The 21,157-nt window shown below is 64.4% G+C and carries 19 protein-coding genes; 10 read left to right on the top strand and 9 right to left on the bottom strand.

All coding sequences use genetic code 11. From position 1 onward, the window contains the following. The first annotated feature begins 147 nt into the window (after positions 1 to 147). From BGO64_RS14865 to BGO64_RS14825, 9 genes are all read left to right on the top strand, one after another. The gene (locus BGO64_RS14865) at positions 148 to 1,188 is read left to right on the top strand and encodes a rod shape-determining protein (RefSeq protein WP_005308111.1); all 1,041 of its coding nucleotides are present in this window, start codon (positions 148 to 150) and stop codon (positions 1,186 to 1,188) included. A 41-nt stretch (positions 1,189 to 1,229) separates the two neighbouring features. Further along, positions 1,230 to 2,138: a rod shape-determining protein MreC gene (mreC, locus tag BGO64_RS14860; RefSeq protein WP_029313545.1), complete on the top strand. Its 909-nt coding sequence runs from the start codon at positions 1,230 to 1,232 to the stop codon at positions 2,136 to 2,138. After that, positions 2,138 to 2,623, top strand: coding sequence for a rod shape-determining protein MreD (mreD, locus tag BGO64_RS14855; protein WP_010672635.1), 486 nt, complete (start codon positions 2,138 to 2,140; stop codon positions 2,621 to 2,623). Before mreC ends, mreD begins: the two co-directional genes overlap by 1 nt. Before the next feature lie 52 nt (positions 2,624 to 2,675). Continuing rightward, positions 2,676 to 3,263, top strand: a complete 588-nt coding sequence (locus BGO64_RS14850; protein ID WP_010672636.1) for a Maf family protein — start codon at positions 2,676 to 2,678, stop codon at positions 3,261 to 3,263. Between the two features lie 79 nt (positions 3,264 to 3,342). Next, positions 3,343 to 4,812 (top strand): ribonuclease G, encoded by a 1,470-nt coding sequence (gene rng / locus BGO64_RS14845; RefSeq protein ID WP_010672637.1) that lies wholly within the window; start codon positions 3,343 to 3,345, stop codon positions 4,810 to 4,812. After that, positions 4,813 to 8,712, top strand: a complete 3,900-nt coding sequence (locus BGO64_RS14840; RefSeq protein ID WP_286700930.1) for a YhdP family protein — start codon at positions 4,813 to 4,815, stop codon at positions 8,710 to 8,712. It abuts the gene before it with no gap. A 125-nt stretch (positions 8,713 to 8,837) separates the two neighbouring features. Next, complete coding sequence (locus BGO64_RS14835) at positions 8,838 to 9,644, top strand: carbon-nitrogen hydrolase family protein (protein WP_043154366.1); 807 nt, start codon at positions 8,838 to 8,840, stop codon at positions 9,642 to 9,644. A 57-nt stretch (positions 9,645 to 9,701) separates the two neighbouring features. Then, positions 9,702 to 11,150, top strand: coding sequence for a metalloprotease TldD (gene tldD, locus BGO64_RS14830; RefSeq protein WP_041212218.1), 1,449 nt, complete (start codon positions 9,702 to 9,704; stop codon positions 11,148 to 11,150). Between the two features lie 31 nt (positions 11,151 to 11,181). Beyond that, a complete protein-coding gene (locus BGO64_RS14825; RefSeq protein WP_010672641.1) occupies positions 11,182 to 12,045 on the top strand; it encodes an SIS domain-containing protein in 864 nt (287 codons plus the stop codon). An 88-nt stretch (positions 12,046 to 12,133) separates the two neighbouring features. Here the strand turns inward: BGO64_RS14825 and BGO64_RS14820 are convergent, their stop codons facing one another. The 8 genes from BGO64_RS14820 to BGO64_RS14785 form a co-directional block, all read right to left on the bottom strand. Continuing rightward, the gene (locus tag BGO64_RS14820; protein ID WP_286700929.1) at positions 12,134 to 12,739 is read right to left on the bottom strand and encodes a DUF2057 family protein; all 606 of its coding nucleotides are present in this window, start codon (positions 12,737 to 12,739) and stop codon (positions 12,134 to 12,136) included. Positions 12,740 to 12,786: 47 nt separating this feature from the next. Continuing rightward, complete coding sequence (locus tag BGO64_RS14815; protein ID WP_286700947.1) at positions 12,787 to 13,443, bottom strand: porin; 657 nt, start codon at positions 13,441 to 13,443, stop codon at positions 12,787 to 12,789. Next, positions 13,338 to 13,853 carry a porin gene (locus BGO64_RS14810; RefSeq protein WP_286700928.1) on the bottom strand — a complete coding sequence of 172 codons (516 nt, stop codon included), beginning with the start codon at positions 13,851 to 13,853 and terminating at the stop codon, positions 13,338 to 13,340. Before BGO64_RS14810 ends, BGO64_RS14815 begins: the two co-directional genes overlap by 106 nt. A gap of 102 nt (positions 13,854 to 13,955) precedes the next feature. Then, a complete protein-coding gene (gene murP / locus BGO64_RS14805) occupies positions 13,956 to 15,410 on the bottom strand; it encodes a PTS N-acetylmuramic acid transporter subunit IIBC (RefSeq protein WP_286700927.1) in 1,455 nt (484 codons plus the stop codon). Between the two features lie 98 nt (positions 15,411 to 15,508). Then, complete coding sequence (murQ, locus tag BGO64_RS14800) at positions 15,509 to 16,405, bottom strand: N-acetylmuramic acid 6-phosphate etherase (RefSeq protein ID WP_103244120.1); 897 nt, start codon at positions 16,403 to 16,405, stop codon at positions 15,509 to 15,511. Positions 16,406 to 16,671: 266 nt separating this feature from the next. Next, the gene (locus BGO64_RS14795) at positions 16,672 to 16,875 is read right to left on the bottom strand and encodes a hypothetical protein (RefSeq protein WP_041212219.1); all 204 of its coding nucleotides are present in this window, start codon (positions 16,873 to 16,875) and stop codon (positions 16,672 to 16,674) included. 159 nt (positions 16,876 to 17,034) lie between these two features. Next, positions 17,035 to 17,757, bottom strand: coding sequence for a MarC family NAAT transporter (locus BGO64_RS14790; RefSeq protein WP_268451453.1), 723 nt, complete (start codon positions 17,755 to 17,757; stop codon positions 17,035 to 17,037). A gap of 120 nt (positions 17,758 to 17,877) precedes the next feature. Beyond that, on the bottom strand, positions 17,878 to 19,194 hold the full coding sequence (locus BGO64_RS14785) for an MFS transporter (RefSeq protein ID WP_143238169.1): 1,317 nt from the start codon (positions 19,192 to 19,194) through the stop codon (positions 17,878 to 17,880). A gap of 154 nt (positions 19,195 to 19,348) precedes the next feature. Between BGO64_RS14785 and BGO64_RS14780 the strand changes: the two genes are divergently transcribed. After that, positions 19,349 to 20,023, top strand: coding sequence for a Dph6-related ATP pyrophosphatase (locus BGO64_RS14780; protein WP_286700926.1), 675 nt, complete (start codon positions 19,349 to 19,351; stop codon positions 20,021 to 20,023). On the opposite strand, the gene BGO64_RS14775 is transcribed toward BGO64_RS14780, so the two are convergent. Beyond that, complete coding sequence (locus tag BGO64_RS14775; RefSeq protein WP_043154351.1) at positions 20,020 to 21,150, bottom strand: HD-GYP domain-containing protein; 1,131 nt, start codon at positions 21,148 to 21,150, stop codon at positions 20,020 to 20,022. The two genes, BGO64_RS14780 and BGO64_RS14775, sit on opposite strands and share 4 nt — an antisense overlap. Positions 21,151 to 21,157 lie beyond the last annotated feature (7 nt).

Genomic DNA, 21,157 nt, shown 5'->3' with positions numbered 1-21,157 from the left:
TTTGTCGGCCTGAGCGGGTGAGTGATGACTCGCATTTTTGTCGCGCCTGATTGATTGGCGACAGTTTGAGCGCTTGCCCATTGGGGTGGGCATTGGTAAAGTTAGCCGGTTTTCTGCACCTCCAAATTCTTAGGATTTCCCGTAGCCATGTTCAAAAAGCTCAGAGGCGTCTTTTCCAACGATCTGTCGATCGACTTGGGAACTGCCAACACCCTGATCTATGTAAAAGATCAAGGGATCGTCCTTAACGAACCCTCAGTTGTCGCCATTCGCCAAGAGCGCGGGAACGCCAAATCGGTCGCTGCTGTCGGTCATGCCGCCAAGCAGATGCTGGGTCGTACCCCGGGTAACATCTCCGCCATTCGCCCGATGAAAGACGGCGTGATCGCCGATTTCTACGTGACCGAGAAGATGCTGCAGCACTTCATCAAACAGGTTCACGACAACAACTATTTCCGCCCCAGCCCGCGCGTGCTGGTGTGCGTACCCTGCGGCTCCACCCAGGTGGAACGTCGCGCCATCAAGGAATCCGCTCTGGGCGCCGGCGCCCGCGAGGTTTACCTGATCGATGAACCCATGGCTGCCGCCATCGGTGCCGGCCTGCCGGTCTCCGAAGCGACCGGTTCCATGGTGGTGGACATCGGTGGCGGTACCACCGAAGTGGCCATCATCTCCCTGAACGGCGTGGTCTACTCCCAGTCCGTCCGTATCGGTGGCGACAAGTTCGACGAAGCCATCATCAGCTACGTCCGTCGCAACTACGGCAGCCTGATCGGGGAAGCCACCGCCGAGCGCATCAAGCACGAGATCGGCTCCGCCTATCCGGGCGAAGAGGTGCGCGAGATCGAAGTACGCGGTCGCAACCTGGCCGAGGGTGTGCCCCGCAGCTTCACCCTGAACTCCAACGAGATCCTGGAAGCGCTGCAAGAGCCGCTCTCCGGCATCGTCTCCGCCGTCATGGTGGCCCTGGAGCAATCCCCGCCCGAGCTGGCGTCCGACATCTCCGAGCGCGGCATGGTGCTGACCGGTGGTGGCGCCCTGCTCAAGGACATCGACCGTCTGCTGATGGAAGAGACCGGCATCCCGGTCGTCGTGGCTGAAGATCCCCTCACCTGTGTCGCCCGTGGCGGTGGCAAGGCGCTGGAGCTGATCGATATGCACGGTGGCGATCTGTTCCACTACGAATAAGACCCAAAGCCGGCCGAGCGCCGGCTCTTTTTTGACGACTCATGAAACCCATCTTCGGTAGAGGCCCTTCGCTTCAGTTACGGTTGTTTCTCGCCGTCATCATCTCCGTCGCTGCCATCGTCGCGGATTCCCGCTTCGGTGTGTTCAGCCATGTCCGCGTTTATCTGAGCTCCCTGGTGAGCCCGCTGCAATACATCGCCAACGCCCCCGGCACCCTGCTCGACACCATGTCGACCCAAGTGCAGACCCGCGCCGATCTCATCGAGCAGACCAAGCAGCAGGAGCAGCAACTGTTCACCCTGCGCTCGCGCCTGCTCAAGATGGATCAGCTGGAGCACGAGAACCAGCGTCTGCGCGAGCTGCTGGGGTCGCCGGTACACAAGGAGTCCCGCAAGATGGTGGCCGAGCTGCTGTCGGTGGATTCCGACCCCTTCAGCCATCAGGTGCTGATCAACAAGGGGGCGCTGGACGGCGTCTACAACGGCCAGCCGGTGATCAACGATCAGGGGGTGGTCGGTCAGGTGCTCCACGTGGGCTCCACCACCAGTCGCGTCCTGCTCATCACCGACTCCAGCCACGGCATCCCGGTGCGGGTGTTGCGCAACGACTTGCGCGCCATCGCCTCCGGCAGCGGTGAGCTGGACAAGCTGGAGCTGCGCAACCTGCCCCGCAACACCGACGTCCAGGTCGGCGATCTGCTGGTCACCTCGGGCCTGGGCGGCCGCTTCCCGGAAGGTTATCCGGTGGCGACCGTGACCCGCTCCGACTACGTGGAGGGCAAGCCCTTCGCCCAGATCGAGGCCAAGCCGCTGGTGGCGCTGGACCGTCTGCGCTACCTGCTGCTGCTGTGGACCGACAAGAAACCGGAAGTACACGACAAGGATGCCCTTGAGCCTGCGGCGAGCGCCTCGGCGGCCACGGCAACCTCGGCGGCGGGGGCGACGCGCTGATGCTGCAACCCGCCAGCGGCAGGATCTGGATCTGGTGTTCGATCCTGCTGGCCCTGTGCCTCTCCATCCTGCCGCTTCCCTTTCAATTCGAACCCTTCCGTCCGGACTGGCTCGCCATGGTGCTCATCTACTGGGCGCTGGCGCTGCCGCACCGGACCAACGTCGGCACCGCCTGGGTGGCGGGCCTGCTGCTGGACGTGCTGCTCGGCAGCACCCTCGGCGTGCGGGCCATGGCCATGGCCATCACCACCTACCTGGCGGCATTCCAGTTCCAGAAGATCCGCAACTTCTCCCTCTGGCAGCAGGCGCTGATCATCGGTCTGCTCTCCCTGGTGGGGAAGATCACCGTGTTCTGGGCGGAGCATCTGTTCAGCCGGGCCAGCCTCAACTTCGCCTACTTTTGGTCGACGTTGACGACGATGTTAATATGGCCCTGGATTTTTATGGTCTTGCGCAAGGTGCGGCGTCGCTTCAATATCAAGTGAATGTGAATAAAAACAACGCATTGTAACTGCGCATCGTCTCATTGAGTGAAGTATGAACAAGCACAACGAACTGCAACTCTATCTCGCCTCGGGCTCCCCCCGCCGGCACGAGCTTCTGACCCGCCTGGGCTACCGTTTCGAGGTCCTCAAGCTGGATGTGCCGGAGCTGCGCAACGACGGTGAGAAGCCCCAGGATTACGTCTGCCGGCTGGCCCGCGACAAGGCCATGGCCGGTGTGGCCGCGGCGCCGACGGCGCTGCCTGTGCTGGGGGCCGACACCATAGTGGTGCTGGGGGAGCGGGTGCTGGAGAAACCCTCCGACCTGCTGGACGCCAAGGACATGCTGGAAGCCCTCTCCGGGCGGGTACACCAGGTGATGACGGCGGTGGCTCTGGCCACCCCGGAGCGGTGCGATGTGCGGCTGGTCACCACCAACGTGGCGTTTCGCAAGCTGGACGAGGCCGAGATCGAAGCCTACTGGCGCACCGGCGAGCCGTGCGACAAGGCGGGCGCCTATGCTATCCAGGGCATTGCCGGCAAATTCGTCAGTCGCCTCGAGGGGAGCTACAGTGCCGTGGTCGGTCTGCCCCTGCTGGAGACGGACCTGTTGATCAAGCAACACCTCGAGCAGACCCGGTAATCCTCTCGTCAGCAGTGCGCTGCTGAGTTACCCGTTGTTCGTCGTGCCAGAATTCAAAACTAGAAAGGCAAGGTAACTTATGTCGGTAGAACTGCTGGTAAACGTCACCCCCTCCGAAACCCGGGTCGCCCTGGTCGAGAACGGTCTGCTGCAGGAAGTGCATGTGGAGCGTCAGGCCAAGCGCGGCATCGTGGGCAACATCTACAAGGGCAAGATCAGCCGCGTGCTGCCCGGCATGCAGGCCGCCTTCGTCGACATCGGCATGGACAAGGCCGCCTTTCTGCACGCCTCCGACATCGTCCCCCATACCGAGTGCGTGGCGATCAAGGAGAAGGAGCAGTTCCAGGCCGGCAACATCGCCGAACTGGTGCGCCAGGGGCAGGACATCATGGTACAGGTGGTCAAAGACCCGCTCGGTACCAAGGGGGCCCGCCTCACCACCGACATCACCCTGCCATCCCGTTATCTGGTCTTCATGCCGGGCAGTGCCCACGTGGGGGTCTCCCAGCGCATCGAATCCGAGGCGGAGCGCGAGCGCCTCAAGCGCACCGTGGCCGGCTATGTGGACGAACTGGGCGGCTACATCATCCGCACCGCCGCCGAAGGGGTGGGGGAGCAGGAGCTGGAGCAGGACGCCGCCTTCTTGAAGCGCCTGTGGCGCAAGATCCTCGAGCGCAAGCAGAAGTACCCCCCCTGCAAGATCCTCTACGAGGATCCCAGCCTGGCGTTCAGGGTGGTGCGTGACTTCGTCGGTGCCGAGCTCGACAAGATCCGGGTCGACTCGCGCCAGAGCTTCGATCAGCTCAAGCGCTTCACTGAGGAGTACGTGCCCGAGCTTGCCAACAAGCTGGAGTACTACACCGGCGAGTCGCCGATCTTCGATCTCTACGACGTGGAGAACGAGATCCAGCGGGCCCTGGAGCGCAAGGTGGAGCTCAAATCCGGCGGCTACCTCATCATCGACCAGACCGAAGCCATGACCACGGTGGACATCAACACCGGGGCCTTCGTCGGCCATCGCAATCTGGAAGAGACCATCTTCAACACCAACGTCGAGGCCACCGCCGCCATCGCCCGTCACCTGCGCCTGCGCAACCTCGGCGGCATCATCATCATCGACTTCATCGACATGCAGTCCGAGGATCACCGTCGCCGGGTGCTGCACAGCCTGGAGCTGGCGCTGGCCAAGGACAGGGCCAAGACCAACGTCAACGGTTTCTCCCAGCTCGGGCTGGTGGAGATGACCCGCAAGCGCACCCGGGAGAGCCTGGAACACGTGCTCTGCGCCGAGTGCCCCGAGTGCAAGGGGCGCGGCCGGGTCAAGACGGTGGAGTCGGTCTGCTTCGAGATCCTGCGGGAGATCATCCGGGTCAACCGCGCCTACGACGCGGATCAGTTCACCGTCTATGCGGCCCCCTCGGTGGCCGATTACCTGCGGGGGGAGGAGTCCCACAGTCTGGCGGAGCTGGAAGTCTTCATCGGCAAGCAGGTCAGGGTGGTCTCCGAGCCGCTCTGTGGGCAGGAACAGTTCGATGTGGTGATGATGTAATTGGTCTATCGCTGGCTGAGTCGGGGCTGGTTGGCCCTCGGAGTCTTCTTCGTGCTGCTGGCCGTTCTGGTCAGCGTGGTACGACTGGGCGGCCCTTTGCTCAACCAGCACCGAGCGGCCGTGATAGGGACCCTGCTCGGAGAGAGTCAGCTCGAGGTGAGCGTGGATCACGTCGGGCTGGAGTGGACTCCCCGCGGCCCGGCCATCGGGCTGGAAGGACTGGCCATCGCCCCCGATTCGGGGCGTTTCTCCCTGCGCCTTGGCAAGGTGTGGGCCCACCTCGACTTCTGGCGCTCCCTCAACGAACTCAGACCGGTGTTTGGCCAGCTGATCCTGAGCGACGGCAACATCGCGCTGGACATGACCCAGCCCGCCACCCCCGTCAGCGGGAAGAGCGCGAACCAGCAGGAGGCCCTGCTGCGCTTCCTGCTGACCCAGCTCTCCACCTTCGACATTCACGACACTCGCCTGAGCCTCACCACGGCACTGGGGGAGGTGCGCGCCCTCGACATCGCCCAGTTGCGCTGGCAGAACCGCGGCAAGCGGCATCAGGGGGTCGGCAAGGCCTATCTCATCAACGGGGTGGGGGAGAGCACCCTGGACCTCATCATCGATGTGGATGCCCCCGAGGTGCGGCTCGACCGCCTCAAGGGCCAGCTCTATCTGGGGGCCCGGGAGCTGGACATCAGCCCCATGCTGGCCCGGATCCACGCCGGCGCGCCGCCGGTGAGCGGCCAGCTCGACTTCCAGCTCTGGAGCGAGTTCGAGAAGGGCAGGCTCGGCAACTCCCTGCTGGCCTTTGGCAACAACCACCTGATCTGGAAAGACGAGATCAAGGGGGAGCCGCACCGCCTCGACCTGCAGGGGGGCAAGATCCAGCTGCGCCGGGACGGCGAGGCGTGGCAGCTCGCCAGCCACGACGTCATCTTCAAGCTCGATGGCGCCACCTGGCTACACAGCCGCCTGCAGCTCGAGCGCATCGGCTCGCGCATCCAGGGCTATGTGCCCGCCATCGATCTCGACCAGATTGCCAACCTGAGCCAGCTGGTCTCCGGCCTCTATCCCGAGCTGACCGAGACCCTCAAGCGCACCCGGCCAAGGGGCCAGTTGCAGGAGCTGGTCCTGCAGGCCGACGGGGACTGGCAGGGGCTCTCTTTGCAGGGGCAACTGCGCGGCTTCGAGACCCGGGCCTGGCACGATGTGCCCGGTCTGCAAAAGCTGGACGGCGACTTCTGGCTGACCCCGAACGGGGGACGCGCCCGCCTGATCCTGGGCAAAGGCAAGGTGGATCCGGCCCGCCACTTCAAGGAACCCATCCCGGTGGACAGCCTGAGTGCGGCCCTCGACTGGTGGCGGGCGCCGCAAGGCTGGGTGCTCTATGGCCAGGACATTTCCCTGGACAACCCGGATCTGCGCCTCGCCAGCCGGTTTCGCCTCGAGCTGTTCGAGCACCCCTTCCTCGCCCTGACCGGGCGGATCGACGTCAAGAACGCGGCCCATGCGGATCGCTACTACCCCCTGGCGGTGATGGATGAGGGGCTGGTGAGCTACCTGAGCGGCGCCATCAAGGGGGGCAAGGCCAAGGGGGCCGACCTGCTCTGGTACGGCGAATTCCGTGACTTCCCCTACGACAACGGCAAGGGCGTCTTCCAGGTGGCGGTGCCGCTGCAACAGGCCACCTACGAGTTTTTCCCGGGCTGGCAGCCGCTGACCGACCTGCAGATCGATCTGCTGTTCCAGAACGCCAGCCTCGACATGAACAGCCGCGCCACCCAGCTCGGCAAGGCCAGCTCCGACTCGGTGCACGCCTGGATCCCGGACCTCTATCCGGGGGCTCACCTCTACGTGGATGCCAAGGTTGAGGGTGAGGGCAAGGCCATCAGCGACTATTTGCAGGACTCGCCGCTGGGGGGATCCGTCGGTCAGGCGCTGCGGGAGGTGGAGATCCGCGGCCCCATGAAGGGCACGGTGAAGCTCGACATACCGCTGGATGGCGAGGGGGAGGTCAAGGCCAGCGGGGAAGCCAGCTTCAAGGACAACAAGGTGAGGATCGCCTCCCTGGATCTGCCCCTCGACGGGGTCGCAGGGACGCTCGAGTATGACAACGAGCAGACGCGCATTCACAACCTCAAGGCCAGTCTGTGGAACCAGCCGCTGACCCTGGATTATCAGGGGCGGCAACTGCCCCACGGCTATCAGGCCGACCTCAAGTTCCAGGGGCAGTGGGACAGCCGCCGCCAGCGCCGGGACATACCGGCCCTCGAGATGCTCCAGGGGCGCAGCAACTGGTCCGGTACCCTGGGGCTGACCCTGCCCGAGAACAAGGCGTTCAGCTTCCAGCTGGCGCTGGACTCCAACCTGCAGGGCATGGGGCTGGATCTGCCTGTGCCCCTGACCAAGGCGGCGGGTACCCGGCTGCCCCTCAAGGTGACGGCCCGTGGGCGGGATGGCAGCGCCGACATCCGCGCCGTGCTGGGGGCGGACATCGACATGCAGAGCCGCCTGGTGTACGGCGACGGCGTCCCCTACCTCAGCCGGGTGCGGGTCAACATCGGCCAGCCCGGGGCGCGGGTGATGCAGGACAAGCCCATGCTGCTCGCCATCAACCAGCAGCAGGCGGACGTGGCCGGCTGGCTGGCTCGTCTCAAGCAGTGGCTGCCGGCCGGTTCGGCGCCGAGTGACAATGCGGTGGTGGGCCCCTCTTTCTTGCCCCAGGAGTGGTGGGTGGATGGCCAGCTGGCCCGTGCCGACATCGGCAGTGCCAGCCTCAAGGCGGTACATTTCACCCTGGGGCCGGTGAACCAGGCCACCGAGGTGATGATCGACAGCCCCGACGTGATGGGGGTGGTGCGGGTGCCGGTGGCCGATGGGCGCCCCATCGATGCCAAGTTTGCCCGCATCTACTGGTCCGGCAAGGGGACCGATCTCAGCCCGGATCCCGATGAGCGCCAGGACAGGGCCATCATGAATGCCATTCCCTGGCTCACCTTCAGCTGCGTGGATTGCCGCTTCGGCGAGCTGCCCCTGGGTGAGGTGAAAGGGGAGCTGCTGCCCGGGGCCAACCGGCTGGATCTCAAGGGACTGGAGATGCGCCTGGCGGGCAGCACCCTGCGCGGCAGCGCCGAGTGGCTGGCCCGTGGCAGCCAGATGCAGACCCGTGCCAGGGTGAACCTCGAGACCCGCAACAGCGAGCTGCTGCTCAAGCGGCTCGGCTACACCTCACCCATCGGGGATGCCCCGGGCAAGCTGGCGCTGGATCTGAACTGGCGTGACGTGCCCTACCGCCTGAGCCTGCCGACTCTGGCGGGCAGTGCCGACTACCAGCTGGAGGGAGGCACCCTGCGGGAGGTCAACGACAAGGGGGCCCGGCTGCTCTCCCTGCTGAGCCTCGACTCCCTGATGCGCAAGCTGCGCCTCGATTTTCGCGATGTGTTCGACAAGGGCTTCTATTTCGAGTCCATGTCCGCCTCCGCCAAGGTCAATCAGGGGGTGGTGGAGAACAACGATTTCTACATGAAGGGGGCCGCGGGCAACCTGCGGGGCAAGGGCATCGCGGATCTGGTGCGCTGGCGGCTCGACTTTGATCTGAGCTTCTCCCCGAACCTGGGGGGCACCCTGCCGGTGGTGGCGGCCTTCTCCCTGACCCCCATCACCGGGCTCTATGTGCTGGCCCTCTCCAAGCTGCTGGAGCCCGTGGTGGACGTGGTGACCCGCATCGATTTTCGGGTCTCCGGCCCGCTGGACGCCCCCAGGCTGGTGGAGGCGGGGCGGGATCGCGCCCGCATCAAGCTCAACCAGCACCAGAAGGATGCGGTGGATGCGGTGGCGCCCGGCCTGCCCGCCAAGGAGGTCACCCCCTTCCTGCTCGATCCCAAGCATCAGGGCTCGGGTCAGCGCTGAGGGCATGTACCGGGCAGGGGGACTTTCCCCCGGCCGCCAAACCCCTCATAGTGCAGATATTGCCCCGCGAGCCGAGAAGGCCTTCTGTCACCGGTCACCGGCTCGCCCAACAGAAGGAGCGCGTCATGTGGCTAGCCGCCATGCAGTTGATTTCGGGTCGTACCTGGCAGGATAACCGGGAGCGGATCGCCGCCGAGCTGGCGAGTCTGCCCGGGGAGCGCCCCTTGCTGGTGCTGCTGCCGGAAAACTTCGCCCTCTTTGGCGAGCGGCAGGGGTATCTGGACGGGGCAGAGCCATTGGGAAATGGCCCAATCCAGCAGCAACTCTCTGATTGGGCCAAATCCCACGGCATCTGGCTGGTGGCCGGGGCCATGCCCACCGCCATCGCCGGTGCCGACCACATCCACACCAGTACCCTGGTGTTCGATCCCGACGGCGAGCTCAAGGGGCATTACCACAAGATCCACCTGTTCGACGTGGACGTGGCGGACAATCACGGCCGCTACCGGGAGTCGGAGACCTTCAGCCCGGGTGATCAGCCTGTGCTGGTGGACTCCCCCTTTGGTCCCCTCGGCCTTTCTATCTGTTATGATCTGCGCTTTCCCGAGCTGTACCGCCAGTTGGCCAGGGCCGGTGCCCGGGTGCTGCTGGTGCCTGCCGCCTTTACCGCCGTCACCGGCGAGGCGCACTGGGAACCTCTGCTGCGGGCCCGTGCCATCGAGAACCAGTGCTACGTGGTGGCCGCCAACCAGGGGGGCACCCACGAGACGGGGCGCCAGACCTGGGGCCACAGCATGGTGATCGACCCCTGGGGCCGGGTGCTGGCCTGTCGGGCGTCGGGGCAGGGCACTGTGCTGGCGCCGCTGGATGGGGCCCTGGTCGATGAATTGAAACGCACCATGCCGGTGCTGCAACACGCCCGCCTGCTGTGAGCCCGCGGCCGTGGATTTAACCGTTACGACATCTCGCATGAGAGTGGAGAGAAAGATTTGAGTCTATTGAGCCAGGTTAGTGCCTCCCTGTTGGCCCCGAACGATCTCGACGAAGGGCGGCTGCAACAGCTGCTCGGCAGCCTGATGAGCCATCAGGTGGAGTTCGGCGACCTCTATTTCCAGCGCAGCTGGCACGAGTCCTGGATGCTGGAGGACGGCATCGTCAAGGATGGCAGCTACAACATCGATCAGGGGGTGGGGGTGCGCGCCGTCAGCGGCGAGAAGACCGGTTTCGCCTACTCGGACGAGCTGAGCCTGCTGGCGCTGCAACAGTCGGTGACTGCCGCTCGCGGCATCGCCGCCGCCGGTGCGCAGGGCAAGGTAAAAGCATGGGCTCGCACCGAAGCAAACCTGCTCTACCCGGCGCTGGATCCCCTGCAGACCCTCGACAAGCAGCAGAAAATTGCCCTGCTGGAGCAGATGGACAAGTTCGCCAGAAGCCTGGATCCCGCCATCAATCAGGTGATGGCCTCCATCAGCGGGGTCTATGAAGAGATCCTGGTGGCCGCCACCGATGGCACCCTGGCCGCCGACGTGCGTCCGCTGGTGCGCCTCTCGGTGACCGTCATCGCCGAGAAGGGGGATCGCCGTGAGCGCGGCAGCGCGGGGGGCGGTGGCCGCTTCGGTTACGACCATTTCCTCGAGCTGGACGGGCTCGAGAGCCGGGCGTTTGGCTATGTGCGCGAAGCGGTACGCCAGGCGCTGGTCAACCTGGAGGCCATCGACGCCCCGGCCGGCACCATGCCGGTGGTGCTCGGTGCCGGCTGGCCCGGTGTGCTGCTGCACGAGGCGGTGGGTCACGGTCTGGAAGGGGACTTCAACCGCAAGGGCTCCTCCGCCTTTGCCGGGCGCATCGGCGAGCAGGTGGCTTCCAAACACTGCACCATCGTCGATGACGGCACCCTGCCGGGTCGGCGCGGCTCCGTCTCCATCGACGACGAGGGGACGCCGGGGGGTTACAACGTGCTGATCGAGAACGGCATTCTCAAGGGTTACCTGCAGGACAAGCAGAACGCCCGCCTGATGGGGGTGCCGCTCACCGGCAACGGCCGCCGCGAATCCTACGCCGCCCTGCCGATGCCGCGCATGACCAACACCTACATGCTGGCGGGTCAGTACGATCCGGCGGAGATCATCGCCTCGGTGAAGAAGGGCATTTACGCCCCCAACTTCGGTGGCGGCCAGGTGGACATCACCTCCGGCAAGTTCGTCTTCTCCGCCTCCGAGGCCTACCTCATCGAGGATGGCAGGATCACTGCGCCCATCAAGGGGGCGACCCTGATCGGCAACGGCCCCGAGGCGATGAGCCAGGTTTCCATGGTGGGCCGTGATCTCGCGCTGGATCGCGGGGTCGGGGTCTGCGGCAAGGAGGGGCAGAGCGTGCCGGTCGGCGTCGGCCAGCCCACCCTCAAGCTGGATCAGCTCACCGTGGGCGGCACCCAGTAAGGGGCCGCAGAACAAGCAGCAGAGAGAATCCATGCTTACCCTGTCAAAAATTTCCAATATCCGCAGTCAGCTCTCCCCCAGCGAGCTCAAGATCGCCGATTACATCCTGGCGTGCCCGGAGCAGGTGACCCACTTCTCCTCTCAGGAGCTGGCGCAGCAGGCTGACGTCAGCCAGTCGAGCATAGTGAAGTTCACCCAGAAGATCGGGTTCAAGGGCTTCACCGCCTTCAAGCTGGCGGTGAGCGAGGATCTGGGGCGCAAGCACGCCATCAAGACCGACAACGTAGGGGATCTCTACAACGGCATCGGCCGGGACGACGATCTGGAGACCATGGCCAAGAAGCTGGCCCAGGAGAAGATCAACTCCATCGTAGAGACCACCCAGGCCCTCGACAATGCCACTTTGGCGCGGGTGCTGGACGTCATCAACCAGGCTGGCCGGGTCCAGCTGGTGGGGATCGGCGGCTCGGCGCTGACCGCCAAGGATCTCTGGTACAAGCTGCTCAAGATCGGGGTCACCACCCTGTTCGCCCAGGACAGCCACGTGCAGATCTCCATCGCCCAGACCCTGGGCCCGGGGGACGTGCAGCTGGTGGTCTCCTATTCCGGCGCCAGCCGGGATGTGCTGGCGGCGGCCGAGCTGGCCAAGCGCAACGGCGCCACCCTGATCGCGGTCACCTCGTTTCGCAACACCCCTCTGCGGCAGATGGCCGACATGGTGCTGGACACGGTGGCCGACGAGAACGAGCTGCGCATCTCCTCCATCTCGTCGCGTACCGCCCAGAACACCATCACCGACATCCTGTTCCTCGGTCTGGTGCAGCGCCGTGACGAGCAGGCCTGGGCCCTCATCGATGGCACGCGGGACGCCATCGACCGTCTCAACAAGGAGTGACGCGGGCCCGGCTGCAACAGACGCCGAGACCTGCCTAAAGAGAAAAACCACCCGCCTGCGGGTGGTTTTTTTATGGGCCAGTGCCGGCTCAGAGGGCGAGAGCCCAGCGCAGGAAGGCCTTGCGCTGAGCCTCGTCGGCGGCGAGGTAGCGCCGTTGCAGTTCGGGGTCGACGGGCACGGCGCCCGGGGTGGCTGCGGGCAGCACGGGCGTGACGGCTGGCAGGGCGGTGGCTGCGCTGGCTGACCCGTCGTAACGGGCCAGCAGCGCCTGATAATCCGTCATTAGACTGTCCTGGCTGCGGGGGAGGGTGGTTGCCGACAGGGGGTGGCTACCCTCGGGGGTCTCAAGCCGCAGGTTGGGGTGGGTGGCAAAGTGGCGAATGGCCCGGGAGTCGGCCAGCGGCGGAGTGGTCAGTTTCAGGGTGCCGCTGGCGGGCAGGGTCAGGGTCAGCAGCAGCGGGGCGGAGCGGACGCGCCCCTGGCTCTCGTTGGTGGAGCCGGGGTCGAGGGGGCTGTCGAAACGTACCAGCAGCCGGGTGTCGCCAGCGGGCAGGGTGAGCGCTCGATCGAAGGGGGAGACCTGGCCCCGGGATGAGGCCAGCAGGACGAGGGTGTCTGCCAGCTCCAGCCGGGCGGCCTGGACCGACAGGGTCATGGGCAGCAGCAGGATGAAGAGGAACAGGAGGCGGATCATGGGGAGCTCCAGCAGAAAGAAAATGCCGGCCAGAGGCCGGCAGGGGATCAGAACTCGTAGCGCAGGCCGAGGTGGTAGAAGCTCTCGCTGTTGCTGCTGCCGCCAAAGCTGGTGATGGTGTTGTCAGCCAGACCATCCTCGCCATCACGGAACACGTAGGCGCTGTAGAGGGAGGATCGCGGGGTGAGCTTGTACTGCAGCTCCAGGGTGGTATCCCGCAGACTCATGCCGTCTCCCCCGTCGTTGTCGAGGTGACGATAGCCTGCGCGGGCTGCCCACTTCTGGCTGATGTCGTAGACAGCGGTCAGTTCCCATACCTTGTCCTCACTTTCTGCCCGGCCGTTGCGATAGCTCACCTGATCCTTCGCGTAGAGGGCGCCCAGCATCAGCGAACCCAGGGTGTAGCGGGCGCCGATGCCGCTGAAGCGGTACTGGTCGGCGTCGGGATCCACCTTGCTGGCATCGGTCTGGGCCGCCTTGCTCTGCTGGTAGGCGATGACCGGTGCCAGCTTGCCCGCCGCGCCGAGGTCGAAGGTGTAACGCAGGGCGCCGTTGTAGCCGTAGTCGAGATCCGAGGTGCCGTTGCCGAGGATGTAGGCTAGCGATACATCCAGATTGCCGAGGGTGTTCTGGTATTGCAGGGTACCGTCCTGGCGGAACACCTGGACCGCAGTGGAGTCCACTTTGCTGGCCTGGCGCGCCATGGAGACATCGGAGGCGGCAAACACGTCGCCGATGTCGGTGAACATGATGAGGCCGGAAGAGACCCGGTCACCTTGCCCCACTCGCCGCCATCGAGCCCGGCCCAGACGTAACGGGCGGTGAGGTCGCTGCTGTTCTTCTGCACGTTGTTGGCGTATTCGGCGGCATTGACCTGGTACTGGGCCATGCCGATCACGGCCACCTGCTCGTTGACAGTCTGGCGGGCGGTAAAGCCGATGCGACCGTCGAAGTCCCCCTGGCTGTTGCCGTTCTTCTTGTCCGAGACGTTGAAGCCGAGGCGACCGTAGAGATCGACGTTGGAGCCGTCATCGGCCTGGTAGGTGACGGCGGCCTGCGCCGTACCGGCGGCAAACAGGGCAGGAATGGCCAGGGCAAGCATGGACTGTTTCATTGTTGTCTTTCCTGTGTGGGCTCTTGTGCCAGAGCCGGGGTGAGTGAAGCCGTGACCCCGATTGCTCGGGGCCAGATAGCCAGCTGGATAGAGGAGAGAGGGTTAGCTCAGATCGACGTTCTTGCAGCCGAAGAGCAGGGTGAAGAGGTAACCGCCGAAGTAGGCAACCGCCAGACCGAGGCCATAGACCATCATGCCGGGGAAGATCCCCTGGGCCGAGGTCATCAGCGGCAGCGCGACGATGCCGGAAGGGCCGAACACGGTGTTGAGGCCGACCGGAAGGCCCATCCAGGAGATGAGACCGACCACGAACCCCCCCAGCGATCCGCCGCAGCAGGCGGTGATGAAGGGTTTGACCCGCGGCAAGGTGACGCCGTAGATGAGCGGCTCACCGACCCCGAGCAGGCCGGGGATGATGGTGCCCTTGACCTGGGTGCGCAGCAGGGAGTCCTTGGCTGCGCGACTGTAAAGCGCCAGGGCGGCGCCGACCTGGCCGGCCCCTGCCAGCGCGAGGATGGGGAAGAGGGAGTTGAAGCCCTGGGCATCCATCAGTGCGAAGTAAACGGGCACGAACCCCTGGTGAATGCCGAACATCACCGAGATGAGGAACAAACCGGCCAGGATGGCGGTACCGAACGGGTTGCCGTTGAGGTGGATGAAGAGCCAGGACATGCCGTTGTAGAGTTGCACCCCCAGGGGCATGATCAGGACGAAGGTGACGGCCCCCATGATCAGCAGGGTGATGCAGGAGGTGAGTATCATGTCGAGGCTGTCCGGCATGAAGCGACGCACCTGGCGTTCCACCGAGGCGCCGATGATGCAGGCGATCAGCACCCCGATTATGTTGCCACGAGGATCAATGTGGTGGCCGAAGAAATCGGTGATGCCTGAGTAGATGCCGCTGGTGGCTTGGGGGTCATAGCCCATCACAAACAGGGAGGCCAGGATGGCACCGTTGACCCCGGAGCCGCCGAACGCCTTCTGGGCGTTGTAGCCGATGAGAATGCTGAGGAAGCTGAACAATCCCTTGCTGAACAGCTTCATGTAACCGACCAGCTCCACCAGCATGCCGCTGGTGGCTGCGCCGTCCTGCAGCAGGGTCTGTTCGATCAGGGTGGCCAAGCCGAGCAGCAGCCCCGCGGCGATAAAGCCGGGGATCAGTGGTGTAAAAATGGTGGCAAACTTGGCCAGGAAGCGGTGGGCCGCACTGCTCTGTTTCTGCTTGAGTGCCTGCTTGTTGGCCGAGGCGATGTCGCCAAGCTCGGTGGGGGCCGCAGCCGGAGCCTCCAGCGCCCCCAGTCCTGCGCTCAGCATGTCGTTCATCAGCTCGCAGGCGGCCTGGGCCTTGCCCGGCCCCAGCACGATCTGGAACTGGTTGTCGCTCTCAATCACCCCCATGACGCCGGCGATGCGCTTGATGGTATCGCGATCCGCATGCAGGCTGTCCGCCAGGCTCAGTCGCAATCGGGTCATGCAGTGGCCGCAGTGAGTGATGTTGTCCCGGCCGCCGATGGCCTGGATGATCTGGCCGATCATGGTGTCAGTTATTTTTGCCATAAAGAACCCAGTCAGTCTGTGGTGTCAGCAGGGTGCCTGGCACCCTGTTCTCGTTATGTGATGGTCATCCCTGGCCTGGCCAATGTGCGGTTGGCCGATCAGTGGGTGCATTGGCTGATGAAGCCGTTGCTGCTCTGCAGACGGGTGCGGGCTTCGTCGGCCGTGAGTCCGGCCAGGATCATCACGATGGCTGTCTTGCAGTGGTTGTCCGCCTGCGCCAGCGCCCGCTCCGCCACGGCGCGCTCGCAGTCGGTGGCCTCCATCACGATGCGTTTTTGCCGCTCCACCAGCTTGGCGTTGGTGGCTTCCACGTCCACCATCAGGTTGCCGTAGACCTTGCCGGTGCGGATCATGGCGCCGGTGGAGAGCATGTTGAGGATCAGCTTCTGCGCCGTGCCCGCCTTCATGCGGGAGGAGCCGGTGACGATCTCGGGGCCGACCACCGCCACCATGCTGATGTCGGCGGCCCGGGCCAGCGGGCTGCCGGGGTTGCAGCTGATGCTGCAGACCGTGGCACCCACCGCGCTGGCGTGGGCCATGGCGCCCAGTACGTAGGGGGTTCTGCCGCTGGCGGCGATGCCCACCAGCACATCGTTGGCGCAGAACTGGATGTTCTTCAGATCCCGGGCACCCAGCTCTGCGTCATCCTCGGCGTTCTCGACCGCCTGCAAGATGGCCTTGTGGCCGCCAGCAATCAGGCCTATCACCTGCTCGGCAGAGACGCCATAGGTGGGCGGGCATTCACTGGCATCCAGGATGCCGAGCCGGCCCGAGGTGCCGGCGCCGATATAGACCAGGCGCCCGCCCTTGCCAAAGGCTGCCGCGATGGCATCGACCGCCCGGGCGATTTCGGGCAGCAGTTGGCCCACCGCCAGCGCCACCTGCTGATCCTCCTGATTGATGACGCGCAGCATCTCCAGGGTCGACAGCTGGTCGATTTCGACGCTGGCCGGGTTGCGGGTCTCGGTAATCATGCTTGATAGGTCAATGGTCATCGTTTCCTCTGCTTAAGGTCATCGCCACTCCCGGCGTAAAACATCCCTCTCGATGATGAACATGATCATCGATTTTTGATTTCTATGATGAGATCAATGTCGCATAATTAATTATTCCGTTAATTTCTAATTATTAGCTGTGAAAATTCCTGCACGGAGAGGGTTGGGTGGGACTGGGGTGATGCCGATGGCACTAGAGGGGGGAGAGGCTGAAGGGCAGCCAATAAAAAGCCCCGGCAGGCGCCGGGGCTGGGAAAGGGCTCGGGTCAGTTGACCGAAATGGCGCGGGCGTCGATGAAGAAGCGGGCGTGGCCGTGGTCATCCACCCTTATCTGGGCGAGCAGGCGATCCTTTCGCTTGAACTCCCATCCTGTCTTGATCCGGGTCAGCGCGGGGCTGGCGGCACCGACCACATTCAGATACTCATGAAACAGGCTGTAGCTTCCAATCTCGGTCAGCATCTTTTCCATTTGCATATCTCCTCAAGTAATGGGCTCAGCACATGCCACGCTAGCGGCAACCTTCTGAACCCTGCCTGTACAAAAACCAGACTACCCCATCAAGATGAAGGCAATATGATCAGGCGCAAGATCAGGAGGGATTTGCACGAAAAATGACACCGTTTTCAATCAGGGCTGGCGCGGCACGGCGAGATGATCGAAGGCGGTGGATCCGGCATGGGACGGCAAGGCGGCAGCGGGTTGTTCCATCACCTGACCATGGAAGACGGGATCCTGCGCCACCTCCTTGACGCCGTTGATGCAGAACTGCATACCCATGCACACCAGCAGGAAACCCATGATGCGTGTCATGGCGTCGATGCCGGTGGCACCCAGGATCTTGCACACGGGATCTGCCAGCTTGAGCACACCCCAGCTGATCAGGCTCATCAGGGCGAAGGCGGTGACCATGGCGGCATAGATGACGACGCGATCGGCCTCGGCCGGCAGCTCGGCGATCTGGGCCGCGCCGCTGATCACCAGCGCCATGGTGCCGGGTCCGCACATGCTGGGCATGGTGAGGGGCACGAAGGCGATATTCTGGTTGGCCTCGATCCCCGCAGACTGGTTTGGCGAGGGGAAGAGCATGCGAAAGCCGATGAAGGCGATGATGAGGCCACCGGCCAGGCGCAGCCCGGGAATGGAGATCCCGAACAGATCCAGGATGGAGGATCCGATGAAGAAGCTGACGCACAGGGTGGCGAACAGATAGAGGGTGGCCATGTTGATCTGGCGGCGGATGTGCTCGCGGGACATGCCCTTGCTCAGTCCCAGCAGAAGGGTGGCCGTGGTGGGCGGGTTGACCATGGGCAGCAGGGCCAGCAAGGCGAGAAAGACGACCTGGAAGAACATAGTGGACCTCGGGCAGGTGGACGGATTGGGGTGAGCTGGCAGGTCCGCAGCGGACCGCCACCCGGTCGATGATATCCGCAAAGAACAAGCCCCGACAGTGCGGGGCTTGCTTGGGAAGGATCAGGCGGCCTGCGGGGTGGCCTGGCGTTGGCCGCGCTGGCGCAGCCAGAGCCAGATGCCGAGTACGAAACCGAGGGCGGCCAGGCTGACCACATAGTGGGAGGGGGCCAGCACATCGTTCTTCATCCAGAGGGTGACCAGCATAGGGGTCAGGCCGCCGAAGATGGCGTAGGCCACGTTGTAGGAGAACGACAGCCCGGAGAAGCGCACCACCGGCGGGAAGGCATTGACCATGACGTAGGGCACGGCGCCGACGATCCCCACCGCAAAGCCCGCCAGCATGTAGAGGGGCACCAGCTGATCCGTGCCCGCCGCCAGGCTGTGGTAGAAGGAGTAAGTGGCACCGGCCAGCAGCAGGGAGCCCAGGATGAAGGTAGGACCGCTGCCGATGGCATCGATCAGGCGGCCATAGACGATGCAGCCCAGGGTGAGGGCGACGATGGCCAGGGAGTTGGCGGTCAGGGCATCGGCCGGGCTGATGCCGTGCACCTTCTGCAGATAGGTCGGGGTCATCAGGATCACCACCACGATGCCGGCGGAGAGCAGCCAGGTCAGCAGCATGGAGACGACGACGCTGCCCTTGTGTTCACGCAGCACCGTCTTGAGGGGCAGCTCCTCGGCCAGGGACTTGTTGGCCTGCATCTCGGCGAAGACCGGGGTTTCGTGCAGCCAGCGGCGCAGGTACATGGCGACGATGCCGAACACGCCGCCGAGCACGAAGGCCAGACGCCAGCCCCAGTCGCTCACATCGCCCGGGCTCATGCCACGGTTGATGGCGGTCGCCACCAGGGAGCCGAGCAGGATGCCGGCGGTCAGCCCCGCGGTGAGGGTGCCGCAGGCGACACCGACTCGGCGGGCGGGCACGTGCTCGGCCACGAAGACCCAGGCACCGGGGACTTCCCCGCCGATGGCGGCCCCTTGCAGGATCCGCAGCAGCAGCAACAGCAGGGGGGCGGCGATGCCGAGCACGGCGTAGGTGGGCAGCAGGCCGATCAGCAGGGTCGGCAAGGCCATCAGGATGATGCTGAGGGTGAACATCCGCTTGCGGCCGATGAGATCGCCAAAGTGGGCCATGATGATGCCCCCCAGGGGGCGGGCCAGGTAGCCGGCGGCGAAGATGCCGAAGGTCTGGAACTGGCGCAGCCACTCGGGAATGTCGGCCGGGAAGAAGAGCTCGCCGATGACCACGGCGAAGAAGACGAAGATGATGAAGTCGTAGAATTCGAGGGCGCCGCCCAGCGCCGCCAGGCTCAGGGTCTTGTAATCCTGTCGATTGAGGGGGCGACCGTGGTCGTGCGATGTGCTGACTTTACTCATATCCTTATGTTTCCCATCGTTTTTTTAGTTATTCTCCCCGGTGTGCTGCGGGGATACGCTCACCCACGAGGGTATGCTTTTGTGTCCCGCAATGTAAATCGCACAATTCGCAACACTGTCTTGCAGCACGGTGCGGCAAGTAGCTGGAGAGATCATGACGAAGAAAAAGGTACTGCTCTCCTGGAGCAGCGGAAAAGACAGCGCCTGGGCCTTGCATCGCCTGCGCCAGGATCCGGCCATCGAGGTGGTGGGGCTGTTCACCACCCTCAACCAGGCGTTCGAGCGGGTGGCCATGCACGGGGTGCGCAAGCAGTTGCTGCTGGCACAGGCTGAGTGTGTGGGCTTGCCGCTGACCACCATCGACCTGCCCTGGCCCTGCAGTAACGAGGAGTATGGGCGCATCATGACGGGCTTCATCGCCGATGTGCAGGCCAAGGACATTTACCACATGGCGTTCGGGGATCTCTTTCTTGAGGATGTGCGCGCCTATCGGGAGCGGCAACTGGTGGGGACCGGCATCACGCCGCTCTTCCCGCTCTGGGGCAGCGACACGACCGAGATGGCGCAGGCGATGATCGACGCCGGGCTCAAGGCCAGGGTCTGCACCCTGGATCCGGGCAAGCTGGACGCCGGGTTAGGTGGTCATGAATTCGGTCCGGCCTTGCTGGCTGCCCTGCCCGCCGGGGTGGATCCCTGCGGCGAGAACGGGGAATTTCACACCCTGGCCTGGGACGGCCCCATGTTCCTGCATCCCTTGCCCATCCGGGTGGGGGAGACGGTGCTGCGGGACGGCTTCGTCTTCACCGATCTGCTGCCCGCCACCGCCTAGTCGCGATTGGACTCCCGCTCGCCCTTGTCGTCGTTGTAACGCAGGGCGATCTCGTGGAACTGCTGGTGGATGCGGGCAAAGGCGTCCGTGATGTCGGGGTCGAAGTGATTGCCTCGTCCCGCCAGTATGATCGGCACCACCTCCTGGTGGGACATGGCAGCCTTGTAGCAGCGCTTGCTGATGAGGGCGTCGTACACGTCGGCCAGCGCCATCAAGCGGGCCGAGAGCGGGATCTCGTCACCGTGCAGGCCATAGGGATAGCCGGTGCCGTCCCACTTTTCGTGGTGGTAGCAGGCGATCTCCTTGGCCAGTCGCAGAAATTCCACCTCTACCCCCAGCGCCTCCTCGGCATGGACGATGGCCTCCTTGCCGAGAATGGAGTGGTGCTTCATCTGGGCAAACTCGTCCGCATCCAGCTTGCCAGGCTTGAGCAGGATCCGGTCTGGCACGCCGACCTTGCCGATGTCGTGCAGCGGGGCCGATTTGAACAGCAGATCGATGGTCTTGGGGGTCAGCTCTGCACGAAAGCGGGCATGCTCGCAGAGGGTCTCCGCCAGCAGCCGCACATAGTGCTGGGTGCGCAGGATATGGTTGCCGGTCTCGTTGTCGCGGGTTTCGGCAAGAGAGGCGAGGGAGTGGATGGTGATGTTCTGGATCAGTTCGTTCTCCCGGGTGCGCCGCTCCACCTCCTGCTCCAGAAAGGCGTTCTGGTCGTGCAGCAGATCCCGCGCCGCTTTCAGCTCCAGGTGGTTTCTGACCCGGGCCAGCACGATGGCGGGGGTGATCGGCTTGTGGATGTAGTCGACGGCCCCCAGCGCCAGGCCGTGCGCCTCCGCACTCTCCTCCACCTTGGCGGTCAGGAAGATCACCGGGATCTCCCGCACCTGCGGCATCTCCTGCAGCGCCTGCATCACCTGATAGCCGTCCATCTGGGGCATCACCACGTCGAGCAGGATCAGATCCACCCGGGTGCCGGCCGAGAGGATCTCCAGCGCCCGCTGGCCGCTGATGGCGACCTTGACCCGGTAGTGGGGGCTGAGCAGGGCGCTGAGCAGGGAGAGGTTCTCCGGTGTGTCATCGACCACCAGCAGGGTGGGTTTGGTATCGGGATCCAGCAAGTTGAGCATGATGGCG

The organism is Aeromonas sp. 62-46 (assembly GCF_001898585.1).
GTDB lineage: Bacteria > Pseudomonadota > Gammaproteobacteria > Enterobacterales > Aeromonadaceae > Aeromonas > Aeromonas caviae.
This window is presented reverse-complemented; position numbering and strand designations above follow the sequence as displayed.